The organism is Streptomyces sp. NPDC001515 (genome assembly GCF_053597115.1).
The window spans coordinates 64,517-82,862 of the sequence record NZ_JBSFHN010000026.1; the positions used below are offsets into that span (position 1 = coordinate 64,517).

The window sequence follows — 18,346 nt, forward strand, 5'->3', positions numbered from 1 at the left end:
GCTCAGCCGCGCAGCGCGGAGAGGAAGATGCCGGGCAGTTTCGACGCCTTCGGTGCGGCGGTGAACCCGGTGAGCCGCCGCATCGTCGTGCGTCCGGTCCGGTTGGTCACGAAGTACGGCGGTCGCGGGGAGAGCGAGGGGGCGCCGGTGAGCAGTCCCCGGGGCGCGGGGGCGAACGGGGCCCGCAGCACGGTCTTCTCCACGTCCTCCAGCATGAAGGCGTTGTGGACGAAGCCGACGCCGCTGCCGATGTCCTGCCGGGTGTGCCCGGGGTACGCGCCCCAGGGGGTGTAGCCGAGGAGGAACCCGAAGGCCGACCAGCAGTTCACCCCGAGGGTGCCGTAGCGCAGTTCGGCCACGGCGGTGTCGACGGCGGTGCGGTGGGCCCGTTCGGTGCGCGGGTGGACGAGCAGGGTCGCGCCGAGGGTGCCGGGCAGGGTGTCGTTGGCGAAGTCGGTGGCCCGGCGCAGGAAGGTCTCCGGGTCACGGCCTTCGAGGCGGACGACACCGAGGGCGCTGGCGAACACCTCGTCGGTGAGCATCGGATCGCCCTCGCCGCTGACGTCCGCGACCAGCGTGGCGCCGCCTGGGCCCGCCGGGTGCTCGGCCCCGGGGTGCGCGTCCACCACGGCGCGGAGCCGGCCGGCCGCGCCGGGGTAGTAGTCGGTGCGGGCCGGGAGACGGCGCAGGACCCGGCGGATCTCGTCGAGCAGGCGGTCGGTGCCGTCCCAGTCGCGGGGCACCACAAGGATCTGGCTGGCGACGCAGTTGTGCCCGGAGTTGTTCATCTTGCTGGTGACGATGTGCTCGGCCTGGTAGCGCAGATCGGCGTCGCTCCAGGGGCCGGGGACGACGATGCAGGGGCTGACGCCGCCGAGTTCGCTCGTGAACGGCTTGGTGTTCAGCGGGGTGTCCTCGCGGCGGCGGCGCGCGGCGTGCTCGTCGGTGCCCCAGACGATGGCGTCGTGGGTGCGCTCGCTGCCCGTCACGTGGATGGTGTCGATGCCCTCGTGCGCGGTCAGGTACGCGCCCTCAACGGCGCCCCCGTCGACGAAGCGGACCCAGCCCCGGTCCACGAACTCCTGGAAGACCGCCTCGAAGTGGGGGCGCAGATAGGCGTTGACCGGGTTCATCTTGGCGAGGACGACCTGGTTGTCCTGGCAGAGCTTGTGCAGGATGTCGAGCGGGGTGATCGCGGCGACGTTGCCCGCGCCCAGCACCAGGGCGACACCCGGGTCGGCGGGCCGGCCCCGGTAGGTCCCGGCGGCGCGGGCGAGCACCTGGTCCCGGGTGGTGCCGGGCAGCGTCCAGACCTGGGCGGAGAAGCCGTTGAGGAGCAGGCGGTCCGTGCCGGTGGCGGGGAAGACGTCGACGACGGTGCGTCCGTGGCGCTCCCGGACGGCCCCCGCGGGCACCGGGTCGCGGCCGTCGGCGAGCCGGCGCAGCACATGGAGGTAGGCGCCGACGGTCTGGGCGAGGGCCCAGGGTGCGGTGACCCAGTCCTCCGTGGCCCAGGGGGAGGTTGCCTCGTACCCCTTGGCGCGGGCGGCGTCGGCGACCATGGCCGGGGCGCCCCGGGCGATGCGCGGCATCATCCGTTCCAGCAGGGCGATCCGTTCGGCCGTGCCGGTCGCGGCCCAGCTCTCGCGGCCGGCCCGCAGGGCGGTGACGGCCCGGTCGAGGGGGGCGGTGTCGGGTTCCGTGGTGGTGCTCACGGGGGCGGCTCCTTGGCGTGGGGCGGAGGGGCGGGGGCGGTCGGGTGCGGGCATCAGCGGGCGAGCCGGGCGATGTCGCGGGCCGGGTCGATCAGCAGGAACGAGGCCGCGGCGCCGATGACGAGCAGGGCTCCGGACAGGGTGACGGCGAGGTGGTAGCCGTGGTTGCCCTGGGCGTCGACCAGGGCGCCGACGACGGCGGGCGCGGCGAGTCCGGCGGCGGTGACGACCGCGTTCATGGCGCCGAGCGCCCCGCCTCCCCGTCCGGCGGGGGCGAGTTCGGCGACGGTGGTCGCCGCGACCGTCGCGTACGAGCCGCCGAAGCCGAAGCCCAGCGAGACGAGGACGGTCTTCCCGGTGGGGTCGTCGACCAGGGCCTGGGAGAGCAAACAGACGGCGCCCAGGGCGAGCAGCCAGCCGCCGACCCGACCGCGCGCGCGGCGGCTGCCGACGCCCCGGCGCATGAGCCGGCCGGTGATGCCGGCCTGGGCGAGCAGGGCGACGGCGCCGACCGCCCAGGGCGCGACGACCAGGACGGAGGCGGTGTGCGCGGGGTGACCGAGGGCGTTGCGCAGGTAGGAGGGCAGCCAGACGAGCATCAGGGCCACGGACCAGTAGCTGGTGAAGTAGGCGAGCGTGGCACCGGTCCAGGTGCGGGTGGCGAGGATCTTCCGGTACGGCACGGGCGTCGCCTTCCGCGTGGGAGCCCCGGCGGCGGGCGCGCTGTCGCCGGTGGCGTGCGCGCCGTCGGCGCCGAGCAGTCTCCAGGCGACGGCCCAGAGGAGTCCGGCGGCGGCGAGGACCCAGAGCGCGGAGCGCCAGCCGTGGTGCTCGATGACCCAGGACAGGCCGGGGGCGGAGACGATCACCCCGAGCGTGACGCCGAGGGTGATCAGGGCGCCGGGCAGATTGCGCCGGTGGTTGGGGAACCAGGCGAGGGTGGCCTGCTGGGCGACGGGGAAGGCCGGTCCCTCGGCCGCGCCGAGCACGACGCGGGAGGCGACCAGCACGCCGAGCCCGCCGCCGAGCGCGGCCGGCGCCTGGGCGACCGACCAGAGCAGCGCCATCACCAGCAGCAGGAGCGTGGACGAGACCCGGTCGGCGACCAGGCCGACGACGACGGCGGAGACCGAGAAGAGCAGGAAGAACGCGCTGTTGGCGAGGCCGAACTGGGTGGCGCTCAGATGCAGGTCCGCACGGATCTCGTCGGCGGCCAGGCCCAGGACGGACTTGTCCGCGAAGTTCACCATCATGAAGACCACCAGCAGCGCGGTCACGGTCCAGGCCCGGCGGCCGTCGGGGCGGCCGGTGGGCGTGGAGGACTGCTGGGACAGAGTCGGAGCCGCGTTCATGGGGTCCTCCGGGAGAGCGGGCAGACGGGTGAGGGGCGGACGGACGAGGGGCGGACGGACACCTCGCGCACGGGTCGCCGGGCGGTGCGCGGGCCGGGGCCGCGTCCGGAGGGCCGCGCCGGGCGGCGCGTTCCGGACGCGGGGCCCGGGGGTCAGGACAGCGGGACGCCGGCGACGGCGATGCGCTCCATGACGCGGCGGCGCGGGTAGTAGTCGCTGATGGCGTAGTGCTGGGTGGCGATGTTGTCCCAGACGGCCACGGAGTCCCGCTCCCAGTGGAAGCGGACCTGGAACTCGGGGACGCGGGCCTGGAGGACCAGCTCGTCCAGGAGGGCGCGGCTCTCGGCGTCGGTGAGGCCGACGATGCGCGTGGTGAACGGCTCGTTGACGTAGAGGAGTTTGCGGCCACTGCGCGGGTGGCGCACCACGACGGGGTGCTCGACCGGCGGCAGCGTCTCGCGGAAGTGCGCGATCTGCTCCTCGGTCATGGTCGAGCCCCAGCTCGGTACCCAGTCGTGCACGGCGGTGAGCGACTCGATGCGCGTCTTCATCTCCTCGGAGAGGTTGTCGTACGCGGCACCCATGTCGGCCCACATGGTGTCGCCCCCGGCGGAGGGCACCTCGACGGAGCGCAGGACGGAGCCGAGGGCGGGCGCGGCCATGAAGGAGTGGTCGCTGTGCCAGATGTTCTCGTTGCCGACGGCCATGGCGTCCTTGGCGAGCCGGGAGACGCCGGCGGTCCCGGCCTTCGGGAAGAACGGGTTGGCCTCCGGCGGCCCCCAGACGGCGGCGAGGTCGAGGTGGTGGCCCGGCTCCATCCCGGTCTGCCCGCGGAAGAAGATCACCTTCCATTCGAGCAGCGCCCGGCGCAGTTCCTCGGCGACCTCCTCGCCCAGTGGCCGGGTCAGGTCGACGCCGCTGATCTCCGCGCCGATGAGCGGGGTCAGGGGGGTGATGCCGAGGGCGCGGTAGGGCGTCTCGGGAGTGCCGGGCGCGAGCCGGTCCAGCGTCCTGCGGCCGTAGCGCATGAGCGGCTTGTCGAGTACGGGCTTCGGGCCGTCGGTGATGGCGGCTGCCATGGGTTCCTCCCACAATCGACATTGATTACGTAACCGGCAGTATCGATATTGGGCAGCGCGGGGGCAAGGGGGTGGGAGGAAAAGATTCCGCTCCGCTTCGGGACCGGTCCGTCGGGGCCACGGAGCGTGAACACCCCTGCGTACGAAGGGGGTCGGCCGGTGGGAGCGGGCGGCGCCGACCGGTGTGCGGGCATGCCGGAGGGAGGGTGCGGCCCCGGGCCGTACCCTCCCCGCGACCGCTGCCGGCCCTCCTTCGAAGGGCCTCGGACCCGCCCCCTCGACTCAGGGCCGGACCGCGACCGCCCGCCCGATCAGCTCGACGACCGCGTCCACGAGCGCGTCGTCCGGCTGCCGCTGCTCACCGACCATCCGGAACACCAGCGAGGCCGCGACGAGGGTGGCCGCCGCGTCGATGTCGACGTCCGGCCGCACGTCGCCCCGCTGGACGCCGCGCTCCAGCAGATGCCGGGTCTCGCTCATCACGCGCGCGGTGTAGTCCCGGTAGGCGCCGGGCTCCGCGCCCGCCTCGGCCGCCGAGCCGATGACGCCGGCGAGCAGCCGGTCGATGCCGGGCTGGCGGTAGGCGCGGGCGCGGGCGGTGAGGACGGCGCGCAGTTCGGCGCGGAAATCGCCCATGTCGGGCACGGTCAGCGGTCCGATGCGCGATTCGGCCGCGGCGATGATCAGATCCTGCTTGGTGGACCAGCGGCGGTACATCGCGGGTTTGCTCACCCCGGCCCGCGCCGCCACGGCGTCCATGGTCAGCGCGCCCATGCCGCTCTCGGCGACCAGCGCGACGACGGCGTCCAGCACGGCGCCGGTCACCCGCTCCTCGCGCGGCCGTCCCGGCCCCCTGCGCACGCCCTTCACCCGCTCCTCGGCCATGCCGCCGACCCTACGCGGGTGGGGCGGGCGGCCCCGCGCGGGGTGCGGCGGCGGCCCCGTCAGGACCCTTCCGCCAGCCGGGCACGCAGCACGTGCTTGGTGATCTTCCCGGAGGGCGTACGGGGCAGGGCCTCGCTCAGCACCAGTTCGCGCGGGATCTTGTAGCGGGCCAGGCGGGGTTCCAGCCAGGCGCGGAGGTCGTCCAGGCCGGGCGCGGCGCCCTCCTTCGGCACCACGACGGCGACGACCGTCTCGCCCCACTGCGGGTGCGGGCGTCCCACGACCGCGACGTCGACGACGTCGGGGTGGGCGAGCAGCGCGCCCTCGACCTCCTGGGAGGCGACGTTCTCGCCCCCGGTGATGATCAGGTCCTTGAGCCGGTCGACGATGGTGACGAACCCGTCCTCGTCGATCCGGCCGAGGTCCCCGCTGCGGTACCAGCCGTCCTCGAACGCGGCCTCGGTGGCGGCCTCGTCGTCGAGGTAGCCGACCATGCGGGTGTCCGAGCGGAGCCAGATCTCCCCCGTCTCCCCGGCGGCGGCGTCCGTCCCCCGCGGCGTCACGACCCGCAGATCGACGCCGACCATGCCGCCGCGCCCGATCGAACCGGCCTTCTCCACCTGCTCGTCGGGCGAGAGCGAGGCCCCCACGGGCCCCATCTCGCTCATCCCGTAGACCTGGTGGAAGGCGGGCGACCCGTACGCCTCCATGAGCCGGCGGACGGTGCCGGCGTCCATCGGGCCGGCCCCGTAGATCCAGGAGCGGACCGAGGACAGGTCGTAGGCGTCGAAGTCCGGCACGGTCTGCACCGGGGCGATGAAGGCGACCGGCGCGCCGAACACGGCGGTGATCCGCTCGCGCGCCACGGTCTCCAGCATGGTGCGGGGCTCGTACTCGCGCTGGAGCACGACCGTGCCGCCGAGCAGCAGGGTGCCCAGGGCCCAGTTGTTGAGCGGGGAGGCGTGCCAGATCGGCATGCAGACCAGGAAGCGCTCGTCGCGGCGCAGGGGCAGGGTGGCCGCGGTGTACGTGGCGGTGAGGGCGATGCCCCGGTGGGTGTGCACGCATCCCTTCGGGCGGCCGGAGGTGCCCGAGGTGTACAGGATCTGGGCGATGCCGGTGTCCGGTCCGGGCTCGCCATGCCACACGGAGGCCGCCGCGAGCAGCGCCTCGAAGGAGCCCTGGGGTGCCTCGTCCGCCGGGGCGTCCGGGTGGCTGACCAGCCAGCGCACGTCCGCGTCGGCGGCGGTGGCCCGCTCGGCGATCTCCTGGTCGACCACCGCGAGCCGGGCACCGCAGTGGCGCAGCTGGTCCGCGACCTCGGCGGTCCGGAGCTTGTGGTTGACGGGCACCAGGGTGGCCCCGGCCAGCCAGGCGCCGAAGGCGGCGAAGAGGAAGGCCGGGGTGTTGTGCGTCATCACCGCCAGGCGGTCGCCGGGGCCGAGCCCCGCCTCCCGCAGCAGGGTGGCGGCACGGCGCACGGCCTCGTCGAACTCGCGGTAGGTCCACCGCCGGTCGCGGTAGACAAGGGCTTCCTCGCGGGCGGCCGAGCGTACGACACCGTCCAGCATGGCACTGAGATGCACACGTGCTCCAGGGATCGAGGACCGGCGCGTCCGGCCCTTGTCGGGAAACTATGAATGATGCTTCACTTCTTCCATGGCTTACCGCAAGACCCCGGCGCAAATCCAGCGCCTCGAATCGGCACGTGAGCATCTCGTCACCCGGGCGACCGATGTCGTCGCGGAAGTCGGCTGGTCAGGGGCTTCCGTGACGGCGGTCGCCGGTGCCGCCGGCATCTCGGCGGGGTCGGTGTACCAGCACTTCGCGTCGAAGTCCGCGCTCGCCGTCGAGGTGTTCCGCCGGGCGGCGGGGCGGGAGGTGGAGGTGCTCTCCGCCGTGCTCGCCACCACCGGAACGCCGGTCGAACGGCTCGTGCGGGGCGTGCGGACCTTCGCCCGCCGCGCGCTGGAGAACCCCGGACTGGCCTACGCGCTGCTCGCCGCGCCCGCCGATCCCCCGGTCGGCGAGGAACGCCTCGTCTTCCGCCGCCGCTACCGCGCGCTGTTCGCCGAGGTGATCAGCGAGGGCATGGCCGACGGCCTGCTGCCGCCCCAGAACGGGGAGATCACCGCCGCCGCGCTCACCGGCGCGATCGGCGAGGTCCTGGTGGCCCCGCTCGGTGACCCCGGGGTCGGCGACACCGAGAGCCTGCTCGACGAGCTGGCCGCCATGGCGCTGCGCTGCGCGGGCGCCGCCCCCCGCCCCTGATCCGTCACCGCACAGGAGGACCCTCATGCCCGCGAGCCCCGCTCCGCACAGCCACCCCACCGCCACCACCCACGAGGTGACGAACCAGGCCCCGCCGCTCACCGGCCACGACGTGGCCGACGACCCGGTCCTGCTCGAAGGGGTGCGCCGTGAGGGCGCCCCGTGGTATCTCGACGATCTGCACCGGCTGGGCCGCCGGGCCGGCAGCGAGGAGGTCCAGCGCTGGGCCGACGAGGCCAACCGCCACGAACCCCGCCTGCGCACCCACGACCGCTACGGCAACCGCCTGGACGAGGTCGAGTTCCACCCCGCCTACCACTCCCTGATGGACGTGGCGATCGGCGAAGGGCTCGGCGGGGCCGCCTGGGCCGACGAGCGCCCCGGGGCACACGTGGCGCGCGCGGCCGGGTTCATGGTGTGGAGCAGCGCCGAGGCGGGGCACGGCTGCCCGGTCTCCATGACGTACGCGGCGGTGCCCGCACTGCGCCACGCCCCCGACCTCGCCAAGATCTACGAGCCGCTGCTGACCAGCAGGGTGTACGAGGCGGGGCTGCGCACCCCGGCCGAGAAGCCGGGTCTGCTCGCGGGCATGGGCATGACGGAGAAGCAGGGCGGCACCGACGTGCGCGCCAACACCACCGTCGCCACCCCGCAGCCGGACGGGACCTGGCGGCTGCGCGGCCACAAGTGGTTCACCAGCGCCCCGATGAACGATCTCTTCCTGGTGCTCGCCCAGGCCCCGGCCGGGCTCTCCTGCTTCCTCGTCCCCCGGGTGCTGCCCGACGGGAGCCGCAACACCTTCCGCATCCAGCGTCTCAAGGACAAGCTCGGCAACCGCTCGAACGCGAGCAGCGAGCCGGAGTTCGACGACACGGTGGCCTGGCTCGTCGGCGACGAGGGGCGCGGGGTGCGCACCATCATCGACATGGTGACCATGACGCGTCTCGACTGCGTCCTCGGCTCGGCCTCCGGCACCCGGGCGGCGCTCGCCCAGGCGACGCACCACGTCCGCCACCGCTCGGTGTACGGCGCCAAGCTCATCGACCAGCCGCTGATGCGCAATGTGATCGCGGACCTGTCGCTGGAGTCGGAGGCGGCCACGACGCTGGCGCTGCGGCTGGCCGGGGCGGCCGACCGGGCGCAGCGCGGGGACGCCGGGGAGCGGGCCTTCCTCCGGCTCGCCACGGCGGTCGGCAAGTACTGGGTGTGCAAGCGGCAGCCCGCCGCGGTGGCGGAGGCGCTGGAATGCCTCGGCGGCAACGGGTACGACGAGGAGTCCGGCATGCCGCGGCTCTACCGGGAGGCCCCGCTCAACGGCATCTGGGAGGGGTCCGGCAACGTCAACGCGCTGGACATGCTGCGGGCCCTGGCCCGTGAGCCGGAGTCCCTGGAGGCCCTGGCCGCGGAGATCGACGCCGCGTCCGGCGGCGACCGCCGGCTGGACACCGCCTGGCGGGAGCTGCGCCGGGAGATGGTCCTCACCGAGGACGCGCCGCTGCGTGCCCGCCGCGTCATCGAACGCGCCGCGCTCGTCCTCCAGGGGTCGCTGCTGGTCCGGCACGCTCCGGCGGCCGTCGCCGACGCCTTCTGCGCCTCACGGCTGGCCGGGGACCGGGGGCTGGCCTTCGGGACGCTGCCCACCGGCACGGACTTCACCGCGCTGCTGGCCCGCACCCCCGTCTGACCCGGACCGGCCCCGTCCGGCCCCGCGCGCCACGGACGCGCGGGGGGCGGGGCGGGGCCCCGGGGGTGTCCGAGCCCCCTACCTCCGCGCGGCGGCCAGATCGAGCAGCATCAGGTCGAGCCGTTCGGCGTCCTCACCGGTGCCGACCCTCCTCGCGGGTCCGACCGTGCGGTAGCCCCAGGCCCGGTAGGCGGCGCGCGCCCCCAGGCTCCGGGGGTGCACATTGAGCAGGACCCGCTCGGCCGGGACGGAGTCGAGCAGCGCCCGGTGCAGCCGCCGAGCGACCCCCTGCCCGCGCCAGGGCTCCCGTACGGCCAGCTCCATCAGGCCGAAGGTGCGCTGCCCGTCCTCGCGCCGCACGGCCTCGGGGACGGGATCGACGAGTTCGTCCCACCAGACCGTGTCGGCCGTCAGGGGGTGGCCGTAGGCCATGCCGACCGGTTCGCCTTCCGCGCCGTCCTGGCCAGGACGGCGCGGAAGGCCGCGCGGCCGGCCAGGACCGGGAAGCGGCGGAACGCGGCCTCGACGTCCTGCGCGGTCTCGTGGAACGGGGGCCCGGCGAACGCCTCTGCGTAGACGGTCCGCAGCGCGTCCTCGGCGCGCAGCGCGCCCGGCCCGTCCAGGTGCTCGACGCGCACGCTCTGCCGGGGCGGCGCGGTCGCGGCCAGGTCCAGGACGTACCGCTCGAAGGCGGTGCCGTCCGCCGAGGCCGAGGGCCCCGAGGCGGTGAACCCGGCGCGCCGGGCCACGGCGAGGGAGGCGGCGTTGTCCGGCTCGGCCCGGATCACCGCCCGCGCCGCGCCTTCGCCCGCCGCGTACCGGCAGACGAGCCGCACGGCCCGGGTCGCCAGGCCCCTGCCCCGCCACACCGGGTACAGCCCGTAGGCGACGTTCACCTCCCCCGGGCCCAGGCCCTCGGCAGTGAACCGCAGGTCGACCGTCCCGGCGAGCGTGCCCGCCTCCCCGGCCCGGATCCCGAAGGCCCTCAGCGGCCCGGCCGTCTCCCACTGCTCCCGGCAGTGGCGCAGGTAGGCGGCGACGCCTTCGCGGGTGCCGGGTCCGCCGTTGAGCCGGCGGGCCAGCTCCGCGTCCTCGCCGGCGAGATGGGGTTCCAGGTCCTCCGGTCCCAGCGGGGTCAGCTCGATGGTCCCGTCGGACAGTCTCACGTCAGCCATCCGCCGATTCTTGACGTCTCCGGCCCGTGGCACCAGGGGTTTGTTCCGCCGGGTCAGTCCGTGGAGCGGGGGCCCGCCGCGCGCCGGAGCCGGTTGGCGATCGCCAGGCCCAGTCCGTCCTCCGGCGGCAGGGACGCGATGACGAGGTCGCAGCCCCGGCGGTCGAACTCGCGGAGGAATCCGTACAGCTCGCGGGCGTACGCGGCCGGTGCGGCGGGCACCGTCAGCACGGTGTGCGCGGTGACGTCGGTGCCCGCGAGGGCGGCCGGGAGGAGCAGGCCGACGCGCCGGCCCGCCTCCTGGGCCCGTTCGGCCTCGGCGACGGCGCGATCCGGGTCGACGAGGACGACGCGGGCGCGCGGAGCGTAGTGGGAGGGGTGCTGTCCCGGTACGCGCACACCGCTGGTGACCGGCACGTCCACGGGGTGGCCCAGGACGTCCTCGATGTCCTCGCGGGTGACGCCTCCGGGGCGCAGGATGGCCGGGACCTCGCCCGTGACGTCGACGATGGTCGACTCGATGCCGACCGCGCAGGTGCCGCCGTCCAGGACGAAGTCGACGCCGTCGCCGAGTTCGCCGCGGACGTCGTCAGCGGTGGTGGGGCTGACCGCGCCGAAGCGGTTGGCGGAGGGGGCCGTGACGCCGGTGCCGAAGGCTTCCAGGAGCGCGAGGGCGACCGGGTGGTCGGGCACGCGGACCGCCACGGTCTCCAGGCCGCCGGTCACTTCGAGGGGCACGTGCGGGCCGCGCCGCAGGACCAGCGTGAGCGGACCCGGCCAGAAGTGCTCGGCCAGCAGACGGGCGGCGTCGGGCACGTCCACGACCCAGGCGTCCAGCTGGTGCGCTCCGGCCAGGTGCACGATCAGCGGGTGGGTCGGCGGGCGCCCCTTGACCCGGAAGATGCGCGAGACGGCGGCGGGGTCCTCCGCGTTGGCTCCCAGCCCGTAGACGGTCTCGGTCGGAAGGGCCACCAGGCCGCCCGCGCGCAGCACACGGGCCGCCTGCTCGATGTCGCTCGTTCTCGCTGTCACGCCCTTCATCCTAGGGAATGCCCGAAGGTGTCCGGGTCGGCCGCCCTCCAGTCCGGTGCCCACCAGGCGTTGTGCACGGTGATCAGCCCCTCGGTCAGGGGCATGCCGACGTTGTCGGCGAACCCCAGCGGGGCGGCCCCGGTGCCGCCCTCCGCGCCGTCGACGACGATGAAGACCCGGTGGCAGGGCGGGGAGATCACGGTCCGCCCCTCGGGAACACTCCGTACGCGGGCGATCTCGGCGTTCACCTTGCCGCCGGGCAGCACCCCGCCGATGCCCGGTTTCGCGCCCTGGGAGAGTTTCAGCGACACGCATGTGACGTGCGCGTGCGCGGCCTTCTCGGCGAACGTGTCGGGATCGAAGTCGCCGTCACCGGTGCGGCAGCCGAAGTAGCCGGTGCCGATCTCCCAGATCAGATCGCCGCCGTGGCGCAGATGGTGGTCCGACAGACCTCCTTCCCCGGTGTCGTGAGCGAATCCGCCCTCGGCCGCTCCCGGTTGAGCGCGAGCACCGCGTTCGCGGAGAGGGAGCCGAAGCTCATGGCGGAGACGTTGAGCAGCGCCATGTCGTAGGGGCGGGTGCAGTCGGGCCCGCCGACCCGGACGGTCGGGGCCCGCTCGGGCACCGGCTCGGGCTTCATGGACGGCACGAGGAACTCGTATCCGGCGAGATACACATCGCGTTCCGTACCGAACGCCTCCTCGGCCTCCGTCCCCTTCGCCCGCTGGTAGACGATGCTCCGGACGCTGCGGTCGAAGGGGCGGCCGTCGTAGTTGCGTTCCACGAAGTACTGCTGCATCTCCGGTCTGATGTATTCGAGTACGTATCTCAGATGCCCCAGCACCGGATAGTTCCGCAGCACCGAATGCCGCCGCTGCGTCACGTCCCACAGACCGGTCGGGGCGGGCGGAACCAGCACCGCGGCCGCCACCCACCACCAGGTGGAGAAGGTGAACGCGGCGGCCACGGAGAAGGCGGCGGCGAGTACCAGTACGGCGAGCAGGGTGAATGAGCCATACTTGATTCACCGTTGACAAGTGCATGCTCTGGGGGCGCCGTGTCGGGTGATGCTGTGGCGGCCGAGGCGGTGCGGGTGATCGCCGGGATGGCCAGTGGTGCGGCGACGGCCGTGGGCACGGGCGTGGGTCAGCTGGTGGCCGACCTGGTGCGACGGCAGATCGGCGGCAGCCCCGAGGGGCGGGCGGCCCTGACCGCCGTGGAGGAGCGTCCGGAGGACCCCGACGCCGTGTCCGCGCTGGAGGAGGTGCTCCGGGCCGACATCGCCGGGCATCCCGCCTTCGGGGTCCAGCTGGACGTGGCGCTGAGGGGCCCGCAGACCACGCTCAACACCGGGATCCAGATCGGCTCCGGTGCCCGGATCCGCCGCGCGCAGATCGCCATCGGGCCGGTCACCGTCACCAACACCCCGGCGGCCAGGGCCACGCTCGCCACCCTGGTCGGCGTCCTGGTGGCGGCCCTGGCCTTCGGCGTCTACGGGGTGATCCGGACCACGCGGGACGACGACGATCCCCTGGCACGGCCGGGCACGAGCACCCCGCGCGGGGCCCCGGAGGGGCAGGACGCCATGCCCGGTGGGACGACCGGCGGGACGTCGGCAGCCGACGGTGGCGGCGGAGTGTCGGACCCGGATGCCCGGTCGCTGACGTTCGGCGAGATGAACCGGGCACTCGCCGCGTTGACACGGCCCGCCGGCTGGACGAAGGACGGCTTCCCGCAGGCGGCCGAGGCCATGGACCTCTCCAACGAGTCCCGCCTGCGGTGCTGGGGCCTGGGTGATCCCGATCCCGGGGCGAACGCCGGATCCGGCGCGAGGACGACGTCCGGCGCCCGGGGCGACGGCATCATGATCAGCCTCAGGGGTCACACCATGGCCGGCTCCGGCACCGAGACCGCCAGTGCCGTCGCCGCCATGGACGCGCTCTTCGGCATGTACGGCTGCCTGCCGGACGCGGAACTCGCGGACATCGGCGACCGGGCGTTCAGCTACACCCAGCCCGGCTACGTCTACACCTGGGTCCGCGTCGGCCCCATGATCGCCTGGGTCATCACGCCGGACACCGCCGCCAGGACGTCCGAGGACTGGGCGAGGGAGCTGGTCCCGCTCGTGCGCGAGGCGCTGGCGTCGCGGTAGCGCACCGATCGCGGGCGCCCGCCCGCACGGGGGCCCCGTCGCCCGCCCACGGCCTCCCCGTACGCCTCAGGCCTTGCGCGCCACTCCCCCGTAGATCGGCACCGGCCCCTCCCCTGCGGACCCCGCCTCCCCGCCGGACTCGGGACGCCACGCGTCCAGCGGCACGACGCCTGGCCCGGCCAGTTCGAGTCCGTCGAAGAACCGGACAACCTCCGCGTGCGAGCGTGGGACGAAGACCGCGCCCCGGGCCGCGTACGTCGCCACCCCCTTGGCCATCCCCTCGGGGTCGAAGTCCCCGGTGGCCTGGGACAGAATCAGCCGGCTGCCCGGCGCGAGAGCGTCGACGTACCGCGCCACCAGCTCGTGCGCGCGGTCCGTGTCCGGGACGAAGTGCGTCAGTGCGATCAGCGACAGCGCGACCGGCCGCGTGAAGTCGATCATCTCCGCCGCCTGTTCGAGCACCCTCTCCGGCTCGCGCACATCCCCCTCGATGTACCGGGTCTCCCCTTCCGGCGTCCCGCTCAGCAGCGCACCCGCGTGCGCCAGCACGATCGGGTCGTTGTCGACGTACATCACCCGTGCGTCCGCCGCCTCCGCCTGCGCCACCTGATGCAGATTCGGCTCCGTCGGAATGCCCGACCCGATGTCGAGGAACTGACTCACCCCGCAGTCCCCCGCCAGATGACGCACCGCACGCCGCATGAAGCGGCGGTTCTGCCGGGCGAACTCCTTGATCTCCGGCTGAATGTCCAGAAGCCGCCTGCCCAACTCCTCGTCGACCGGGTAATTGTCCTTACCCCCGAGGAACCAGTCGTACATCCGGGCCGGATGCGGCCGGCTCGTGTCGATGCGCTGCCGCGTGGCGTCCGTACCGCTTCCGGTCATCCGATCCTCACTCCTCTTGCCTTCCCCACCTGCGCGTACAGCCTTTCATCACAGGGGAGTTCGCCACCTGACGATATTCGGCCAGGGTGGGCACGGAAGGAGGGGGATCCGCGAGGAGCCTCACGCCTCAGTCGTCGGACGCGGTCGGGGCCGGGTGCGTTGCCCGGCCCCCCGTTGTCATGCCTGCGTGCCGGTGGGTTCGAACCAGGTGGGGCCGTCCGTCAGCGCCTGCTCGATCCGCAGGAGCGAGAAGTCCTTGAGCGGGGGCAGCGCGTCGACGGGGAACCAGCCGACTTCCAGGGACTCGTCGTCGTTGACGCGGGCGGTGCCGCCGACGGCGCGGCAGCGGAAGGTGATGTCGAGGAACTGGCAGCGGTCGCCGTTCGCGTACTGCACGGGCTCCAGGGCCTGGGTGAGGACCACCCGTTCCGCCACGCAGCGCACGGCCGTCTCCTCGTACACCTCGCGCTCCGCCGTCGCGGCGGGCTGCTCCCCGGGCTCGGAGATGCCGCCGACGACCGACCAGCCGCCGGTGTCGGCGCGCCGTCCGAGCAGCACTCTGCCCTCGTCGTCGAGGACGACGGCGCTGACGCCGGGGAGCAGGAGCAGCTGGTGGCCGGCGGTGGCGCGGAGTTCGCGGATGAAGTCGGGAGTAGCCATGTACCGACCCTACGCGGCGCGTCCCCCGTTCAGCGGACGTGGCGGGCGCGGATCGCACGCGTCGCGACCCAGCCGATCCCGCCCACGGCGAGGAGCGAGAGCAGGCCCTCCGGGAGCGGGCCCATCCGGGTCGCGGGCGTCAGCGAGGAGCGCAGCGGCACCTCCTCGACGAGGGCGTCCGGCGTGAACATCTTCGTCTTCCGTACGACCGTGCCGTCCGGGCGGATCACCGCGCTGACGCCGCTGGTGACGGGGACGACGACGGCGCGGCTGTGCTCGACGGCGCGCACCCGGGACATGGCGAGCTGCTGGTAGGTCATCTCGCTGCGCCCGAAGGTGGCGTTGTTGCTGGGGACGGCGATCAGCTGGGCACCGTGCTCGACCGTGTCGCGCACGGCGTCGTCGAACGCGGCCTCGTAGCACGTCACCAGTCCGACGCCGGTCCCCGAGAGATCGAAGACGCCGACCTTGTGGCCCGGTCCGAAGTCGCGCTGCACCCGGTCCACGTCCGAGCTGAAGATCCGGACGAAGGAGCGCATCGGCATGTACTCGCCGAAGGGCTGAATGTGGCGTTTGTCGTACGTGTCGACGGGGCCCTTGTCCGGGTCCCACTGGATGAGGGTGTTGCGCAGGTTCCCGGTGTCGGGCTCGACCACGGCGCCGACGACGGTGGGCACGCCGATGGCCTTGACCGCGTCGTCGATGACGATCCGGGCGTCCGCGTAGCGGTAGGGGTCGAGGTCGGAGGAGTTCTCCGGCCACAGGACGAAGTCGGGCTTGGCCACCTTGCCCGCCTTGACGTCCCGGGCGAGCTGCTCGGTGCGCTTGGCGTGGTTGTCCAGGACGGCGCGGCGCTGGGCGTTGAAGTCGAGGCCGAGCCGGGGCACGTTGCCCTGGATCGCGGCGACGGTCGCGGTGCCGTCCTCGGCGGAGTCGTCCACCAGGGGCAGTGCGGCGACGGCCGCGGCGACGGGCACCAGTACGGCCGCGGCGGTGGCGGCGGCGGCCAGCCGGGGCAGCTCGCCCGTGGTCCGCCGCAGCCGGAAGCGGCGGACCGCCTCGAAGAGTCCGAAGCCGCAGAGCACCACGGCGAAGGAGAGCAGCGGGGTGCCGCCCAGCGCGGCGAGCGGCAGGAACACACTGTCGGCCTGTCCGAAGGCGATCCTGCCCCAGGGGAAGCCGCCGAACGGCACCCGGGCCCGGACCGCCTCGTCCAGGGCCCAGACGGCCGCGGCCCAGAAGGGCCAGGCGGGCAGCCGGGTGACCGCGGAGATGCCCAGGCAGCCGACGGCGACGAACAGGGCCTCGGCGGCGGCCAGGGCCAGCCACGGCACGGGGCCGACCTCCTCACCGGTCCAGTGCAGCAGCGGGAGCATGAAGCCGAGACCGGCGAGCAGACCGAGGCCGAAGGCGGCGCGGAGCCGGCGCTCGAAGAGCACCCAGCCGAGCAGCGCGAACCCGGGGAGGACCAGCCACCACAGGGGGCGGGGCGGGAAGCTCAGGTAGAGGAGCACGCCGGAGACCACCGCCGCCGCGGGCCGCGCGAGGCGCGGCAGGGCTCGTGGACGGGCGGGGGCGGGCTGCTGCGGTTCGCCGACCGGCGCGATCGTGGTGCTCACCCGGCGGAGTCTACGGTGGCGGGCCCGCCGTACGGGAGCCCCGCCCCGATCGCGGAACCACCGCCGCCGGATCGTTTCCTCGCATCGCACGCCCCTTTGCCCCCTGCGGCCGCTACCCTGTCGCCCACCCCCCGCAAAGCGGCCCGACGCCGCGGTTCGTGAACGGTCACCGACCGGGGGACGACGTGATGGCTGAACCAGCGGGGCGCGGTCCCGGGAGCGGGACCACGTCCGACGCCGCCGGAGCCCTGATCCTCACCGCCTGCGCGATCTGGACGCTGATCTGCGCGGCGGGCCGGGAGACCCGGCCCGAGGGGGTCCTGCTCGCCCTGCTGGCGGTCGCGGCGGGCTTCGCCTGCGGCCGGATCTGCGGGACGCTCCTGCCGGTGGCCGCCCCCGCCGTCGCCGCGCTGACCGCGCTGGTGACGGCGTTCGTTTGGCGGCACGGACTGCCGGGCGCGACGGCGACGGCGCGGACCGCGCCGGGGGACATCGGTGCCACGGCGGCGCTGCTGGTGCTGTCGGCCGGGGCGGCGTGCTGTGCGGCGGCAGCGGCCCGCTCGGAGGGAGCGCGGCTCCTCCTGCGGCTGACGGCGCTCGGTGCCGCCGGGGTGGCCCTCGGGCTCGGTTCCGTGCCGGGGTGCCTGGCGGCGCTGGGTGTGCTGCTGTGGTCGCTGGCGGCGGCCGGGATGCGCGGCCGGCTGCCGGTCCTGACCGGTCTGGGGGCGGTGGCCGGTCTGATGGCCGGCCTGTCGTGGGCGCTGGCCGAGGGCGTCCTGCCCGGAGGGTTGACCGCCGCGCTGGAGGGCCGGTTCACCGGCGAACGGGTGCGGCTGTGGCAGGACGCGGTGCGGCTGGCCGGAGACCATCCGGTCCTGGGCATCGGGCCGGACCGTTTCGCCGAGCTGAGCCCGGCCGTACGGCAGACGGTGGGGGCGGACGGCAAGCCGCATTCGGCGGCACTCCAGCAGGCGGCCGAGCAGGGCGTGGTCGGTGTGGTGCTGCTGGGGGCGGCGTTCGCCTGGCTGCTGCACGCGCTGTGGCGCTCGCCGCGCGGCACCCCGGTGGTGCTGACGGCCGGTGCGGCGCTCACCGCGCTCGCGGTGCTGGCGGGCGTCGGCAACGCGCTGAGCTTCACCCCCGTGACGGCGGGGGCGGGCCTGCTCGCCGGGCTGGCCTCGGCCCGCCGGCCGATCGCACCGGACGGCGGGTGACCAGGCCGGGTGCGACCGCCGGACGCGGCGCGGTCCTCGCGGTCAGGTCCCCGCGGCCGAGCCGGCCGAGCCGGGCGCGGGCAGATGGAGCCGGTCGCGGATGAACCGGGCCCCGGCCTCCGCGTCGTCCACCGTGACGGTGAACGTCCGGCCGTCGCCGAGGCGGAGCACCAGGCCCTCGCCCCGGCGCACCACCACGGCGGTCCCCTGGTCGGGGCGCCAGCGGTACCCCCAGCCGCCCCACTGGCGCGGGGTGACCTTGGGCGCGAACTCGGCCCCGACCACATGGGTGAGCAGGATCCTGCGGCGCGGCAGGCCGATGTGGCCGCAGCGCACCTCCAGGGCGTCGCCGTCGACCCGGACCGCCACGTTCACGAAGGCCAGGGTGCCGAAGAGCATGAGCAGCCCGGCCGCCACGCAGCCGATGACCGACATGGCCAGCGGCACCCCGCCGGAGGTCCAGGTGGAGCTGACGGCGAGCTGGATGCCCAGGGCCAGGCAGGCGGCTCCGGCGGCCGCGAGCACCCATTGGGTGCGGTTGGTGGCGCGGCCGGTCCAGACCGCGGTGTGAGTGGCGGCACCGTTGCGCGTCGTTTTGCGAGGGTGGTCCGTCATGTCAAGCAG

Annotated in this window: 16 protein-coding genes and 1 pseudogene; 4 read left to right on the forward strand and 13 right to left on the reverse strand. The window is 74.3% G+C overall.

The window, feature by feature from the left end; all coding sequences use genetic code 11:
* Positions 1–2 precede the first annotated feature (2 nt).
* From ACWCXC_RS25800 to ACWCXC_RS25820, 5 genes are all read right to left on the reverse strand, one after another.
* The gene (locus ACWCXC_RS25800) at positions 3–1,715 is read right to left on the reverse strand and encodes an aldehyde dehydrogenase family protein (RefSeq protein ID WP_450890673.1); all 1,713 of its coding nucleotides are present in this window, start codon (positions 1,713–1,715) and stop codon (positions 3–5) included.
* A 53-nt stretch (positions 1,716–1,768) separates the two neighbouring features.
* Entirely contained in the window at positions 1,769–3,067 is a 1,299-nt protein-coding gene (locus ACWCXC_RS25805) for an MFS transporter (protein ID WP_450890674.1), read from the reverse strand.
* Between the two features lie 152 nt (positions 3,068–3,219).
* Complete coding sequence (locus tag ACWCXC_RS25810; protein ID WP_450890675.1) at positions 3,220–4,146, reverse strand: TauD/TfdA dioxygenase family protein; 927 nt, start codon at positions 4,144–4,146, stop codon at positions 3,220–3,222.
* 282 nt (positions 4,147–4,428) lie between these two features.
* A complete protein-coding gene (locus ACWCXC_RS25815; RefSeq protein WP_450682053.1) occupies positions 4,429–5,031 on the reverse strand; it encodes a TetR/AcrR family transcriptional regulator in 603 nt (200 codons plus the stop codon).
* Between the two features lie 59 nt (positions 5,032–5,090).
* Entirely contained in the window at positions 5,091–6,617 is a 1,527-nt protein-coding gene (locus ACWCXC_RS25820) for a class I adenylate-forming enzyme family protein (protein ID WP_450890676.1), read from the reverse strand.
* A 73-nt stretch (positions 6,618–6,690) separates the two neighbouring features.
* On the opposite strand from ACWCXC_RS25820, the gene ACWCXC_RS25825 reads away from it, so the two are divergent.
* On the forward strand, positions 6,691–7,302 hold the full coding sequence (locus tag ACWCXC_RS25825) for a TetR/AcrR family transcriptional regulator (protein WP_450682051.1): 612 nt from the start codon (positions 6,691–6,693) through the stop codon (positions 7,300–7,302).
* Positions 7,303–7,327: 25 nt separating this feature from the next.
* Positions 7,328–8,986 carry an acyl-CoA dehydrogenase family protein gene (locus tag ACWCXC_RS25830; protein WP_450682050.1) on the forward strand — a complete coding sequence of 553 codons (1,659 nt, stop codon included), beginning with the start codon at positions 7,328–7,330 and terminating at the stop codon, positions 8,984–8,986.
* 78 nt (positions 8,987–9,064) lie between these two features.
* On the opposite strand, the gene ACWCXC_RS25835 is transcribed toward ACWCXC_RS25830, so the two are convergent.
* From ACWCXC_RS25835 to ACWCXC_RS25850, 4 genes and pseudogenes are all read right to left on the reverse strand, one after another.
* On the reverse strand, positions 9,065–9,418 hold the full coding sequence (locus ACWCXC_RS25835) for a GNAT family N-acetyltransferase (RefSeq protein WP_450890677.1): 354 nt from the start codon (positions 9,416–9,418) through the stop codon (positions 9,065–9,067).
* Positions 9,397–10,161 carry a GNAT family N-acetyltransferase gene (locus ACWCXC_RS25840; protein WP_450890678.1) on the reverse strand — a complete coding sequence of 255 codons (765 nt, stop codon included), beginning with the start codon at positions 10,159–10,161 and terminating at the stop codon, positions 9,397–9,399. Before ACWCXC_RS25840 ends, ACWCXC_RS25835 begins: the two co-directional genes overlap by 22 nt.
* Positions 10,162–10,214: 53 nt before the next feature.
* A complete protein-coding gene (locus ACWCXC_RS25845) occupies positions 10,215–11,201 on the reverse strand; it encodes an L-threonylcarbamoyladenylate synthase (protein WP_450682048.1) in 987 nt (328 codons plus the stop codon).
* A 39-nt stretch (positions 11,202–11,240) separates the two neighbouring features.
* Positions 11,241–12,216 (reverse strand): annotated as a pseudogene (locus tag ACWCXC_RS25850) (glutamate synthase-related protein); the annotation flags it as partial.
* A gap of 33 nt (positions 12,217–12,249) precedes the next feature.
* Here ACWCXC_RS25850 and ACWCXC_RS25855 point away from each other — a divergent pair.
* Positions 12,250–13,344 (forward strand): hypothetical protein, encoded by a 1,095-nt coding sequence (locus ACWCXC_RS25855; RefSeq protein WP_450890679.1) that lies wholly within the window; start codon positions 12,250–12,252, stop codon positions 13,342–13,344.
* Between the two features lie 66 nt (positions 13,345–13,410).
* On the opposite strand, the gene ACWCXC_RS25860 is transcribed toward ACWCXC_RS25855, so the two are convergent.
* The 3 genes from ACWCXC_RS25860 to lnt form a co-directional block, all read right to left on the reverse strand.
* On the reverse strand, positions 13,411–14,229 hold the full coding sequence (locus ACWCXC_RS25860; protein ID WP_450890680.1) for an SAM-dependent methyltransferase: 819 nt from the start codon (positions 14,227–14,229) through the stop codon (positions 13,411–13,413).
* A gap of 177 nt (positions 14,230–14,406) precedes the next feature.
* Entirely contained in the window at positions 14,407–14,889 is a 483-nt protein-coding gene (locus tag ACWCXC_RS25865) for an NUDIX hydrolase (RefSeq protein WP_450890681.1), read from the reverse strand.
* A gap of 29 nt (positions 14,890–14,918) precedes the next feature.
* Positions 14,919–16,508 carry an apolipoprotein N-acyltransferase gene (gene lnt / locus ACWCXC_RS25870; protein ID WP_450890682.1) on the reverse strand — a complete coding sequence of 530 codons (1,590 nt, stop codon included), beginning with the start codon at positions 16,506–16,508 and terminating at the stop codon, positions 14,919–14,921.
* A gap of 188 nt (positions 16,509–16,696) precedes the next feature.
* Between lnt and ACWCXC_RS25875 the strand changes: the two genes are divergently transcribed.
* The gene (locus tag ACWCXC_RS25875) at positions 16,697–17,722 is read left to right on the forward strand and encodes an O-antigen ligase family protein (RefSeq protein WP_450890683.1); all 1,026 of its coding nucleotides are present in this window, start codon (positions 16,697–16,699) and stop codon (positions 17,720–17,722) included.
* A 42-nt stretch (positions 17,723–17,764) separates the two neighbouring features.
* On the opposite strand, the gene ACWCXC_RS25880 is transcribed toward ACWCXC_RS25875, so the two are convergent.
* Positions 17,765–18,337, reverse strand: a complete 573-nt coding sequence (locus ACWCXC_RS25880) for a hypothetical protein (protein WP_450682041.1) — start codon at positions 18,335–18,337, stop codon at positions 17,765–17,767.
* Between the last annotated feature and the right edge of the window lie 9 nt (positions 18,338–18,346).

What these genes read in the sequence shown, in the direction of transcription:
- ACWCXC_RS25825 (WP_450682051.1), top strand. Translation starts at nt 6,691, where the DNA reads ATGGCTTACCGCAAGACCCCGGCGCAAATCCAGCGCCTCGAATCGGCA.
- ACWCXC_RS25830 (WP_450682050.1), top strand. Translation starts at nt 7,328, where the DNA reads ATGCCCGCGAGCCCCGCTCCGCACAGCCACCCCACCGCCACCACCCAC.
- ACWCXC_RS25805 (WP_450890674.1), bottom strand. Translation starts at nt 3,067, where the DNA reads ATGAACGCGGCTCCGACTCTGTCCCAGCAGTCCTCCACGCCCACCGGC.
- ACWCXC_RS25865 (WP_450890681.1), bottom strand. Translation starts at nt 14,889, where the DNA reads ATGGCTACTCCCGACTTCATCCGCGAACTCCGCGCCACCGCCGGCCAC.
- ACWCXC_RS25810 (WP_450890675.1), bottom strand. Translation starts at nt 4,146, where the DNA reads ATGGCAGCCGCCATCACCGACGGCCCGAAGCCCGTACTCGACAAGCCG.
- ACWCXC_RS25880 (WP_450682041.1), bottom strand. Translation starts at nt 18,337, where the DNA reads ATGACGGACCACCCTCGCAAAACGACGCGCAACGGTGCCGCCACTCAC.
- ACWCXC_RS25875 (WP_450890683.1), top strand. Translation starts at nt 16,697, where the DNA reads ATGGCTGAACCAGCGGGGCGCGGTCCCGGGAGCGGGACCACGTCCGAC.
- ACWCXC_RS25835 (WP_450890677.1), bottom strand. Translation starts at nt 9,418, where the DNA reads ATGGCCTACGGCCACCCCCTGACGGCCGACACGGTCTGGTGGGACGAA.
- ACWCXC_RS25845 (WP_450682048.1), bottom strand. Translation starts at nt 11,201, where the DNA reads ATGAAGGGCGTGACAGCGAGAACGAGCGACATCGAGCAGGCGGCCCGT.
- ACWCXC_RS25815 (WP_450682053.1), bottom strand. Translation starts at nt 5,031, where the DNA reads ATGGCCGAGGAGCGGGTGAAGGGCGTGCGCAGGGGGCCGGGACGGCCG.
- ACWCXC_RS25840 (WP_450890678.1), bottom strand. Translation starts at nt 10,161, where the DNA reads ATGGCTGACGTGAGACTGTCCGACGGGACCATCGAGCTGACCCCGCTG.
- ACWCXC_RS25860 (WP_450890680.1), bottom strand. Translation starts at nt 14,229, where the DNA reads ATGACCGGAAGCGGTACGGACGCCACGCGGCAGCGCATCGACACGAGC.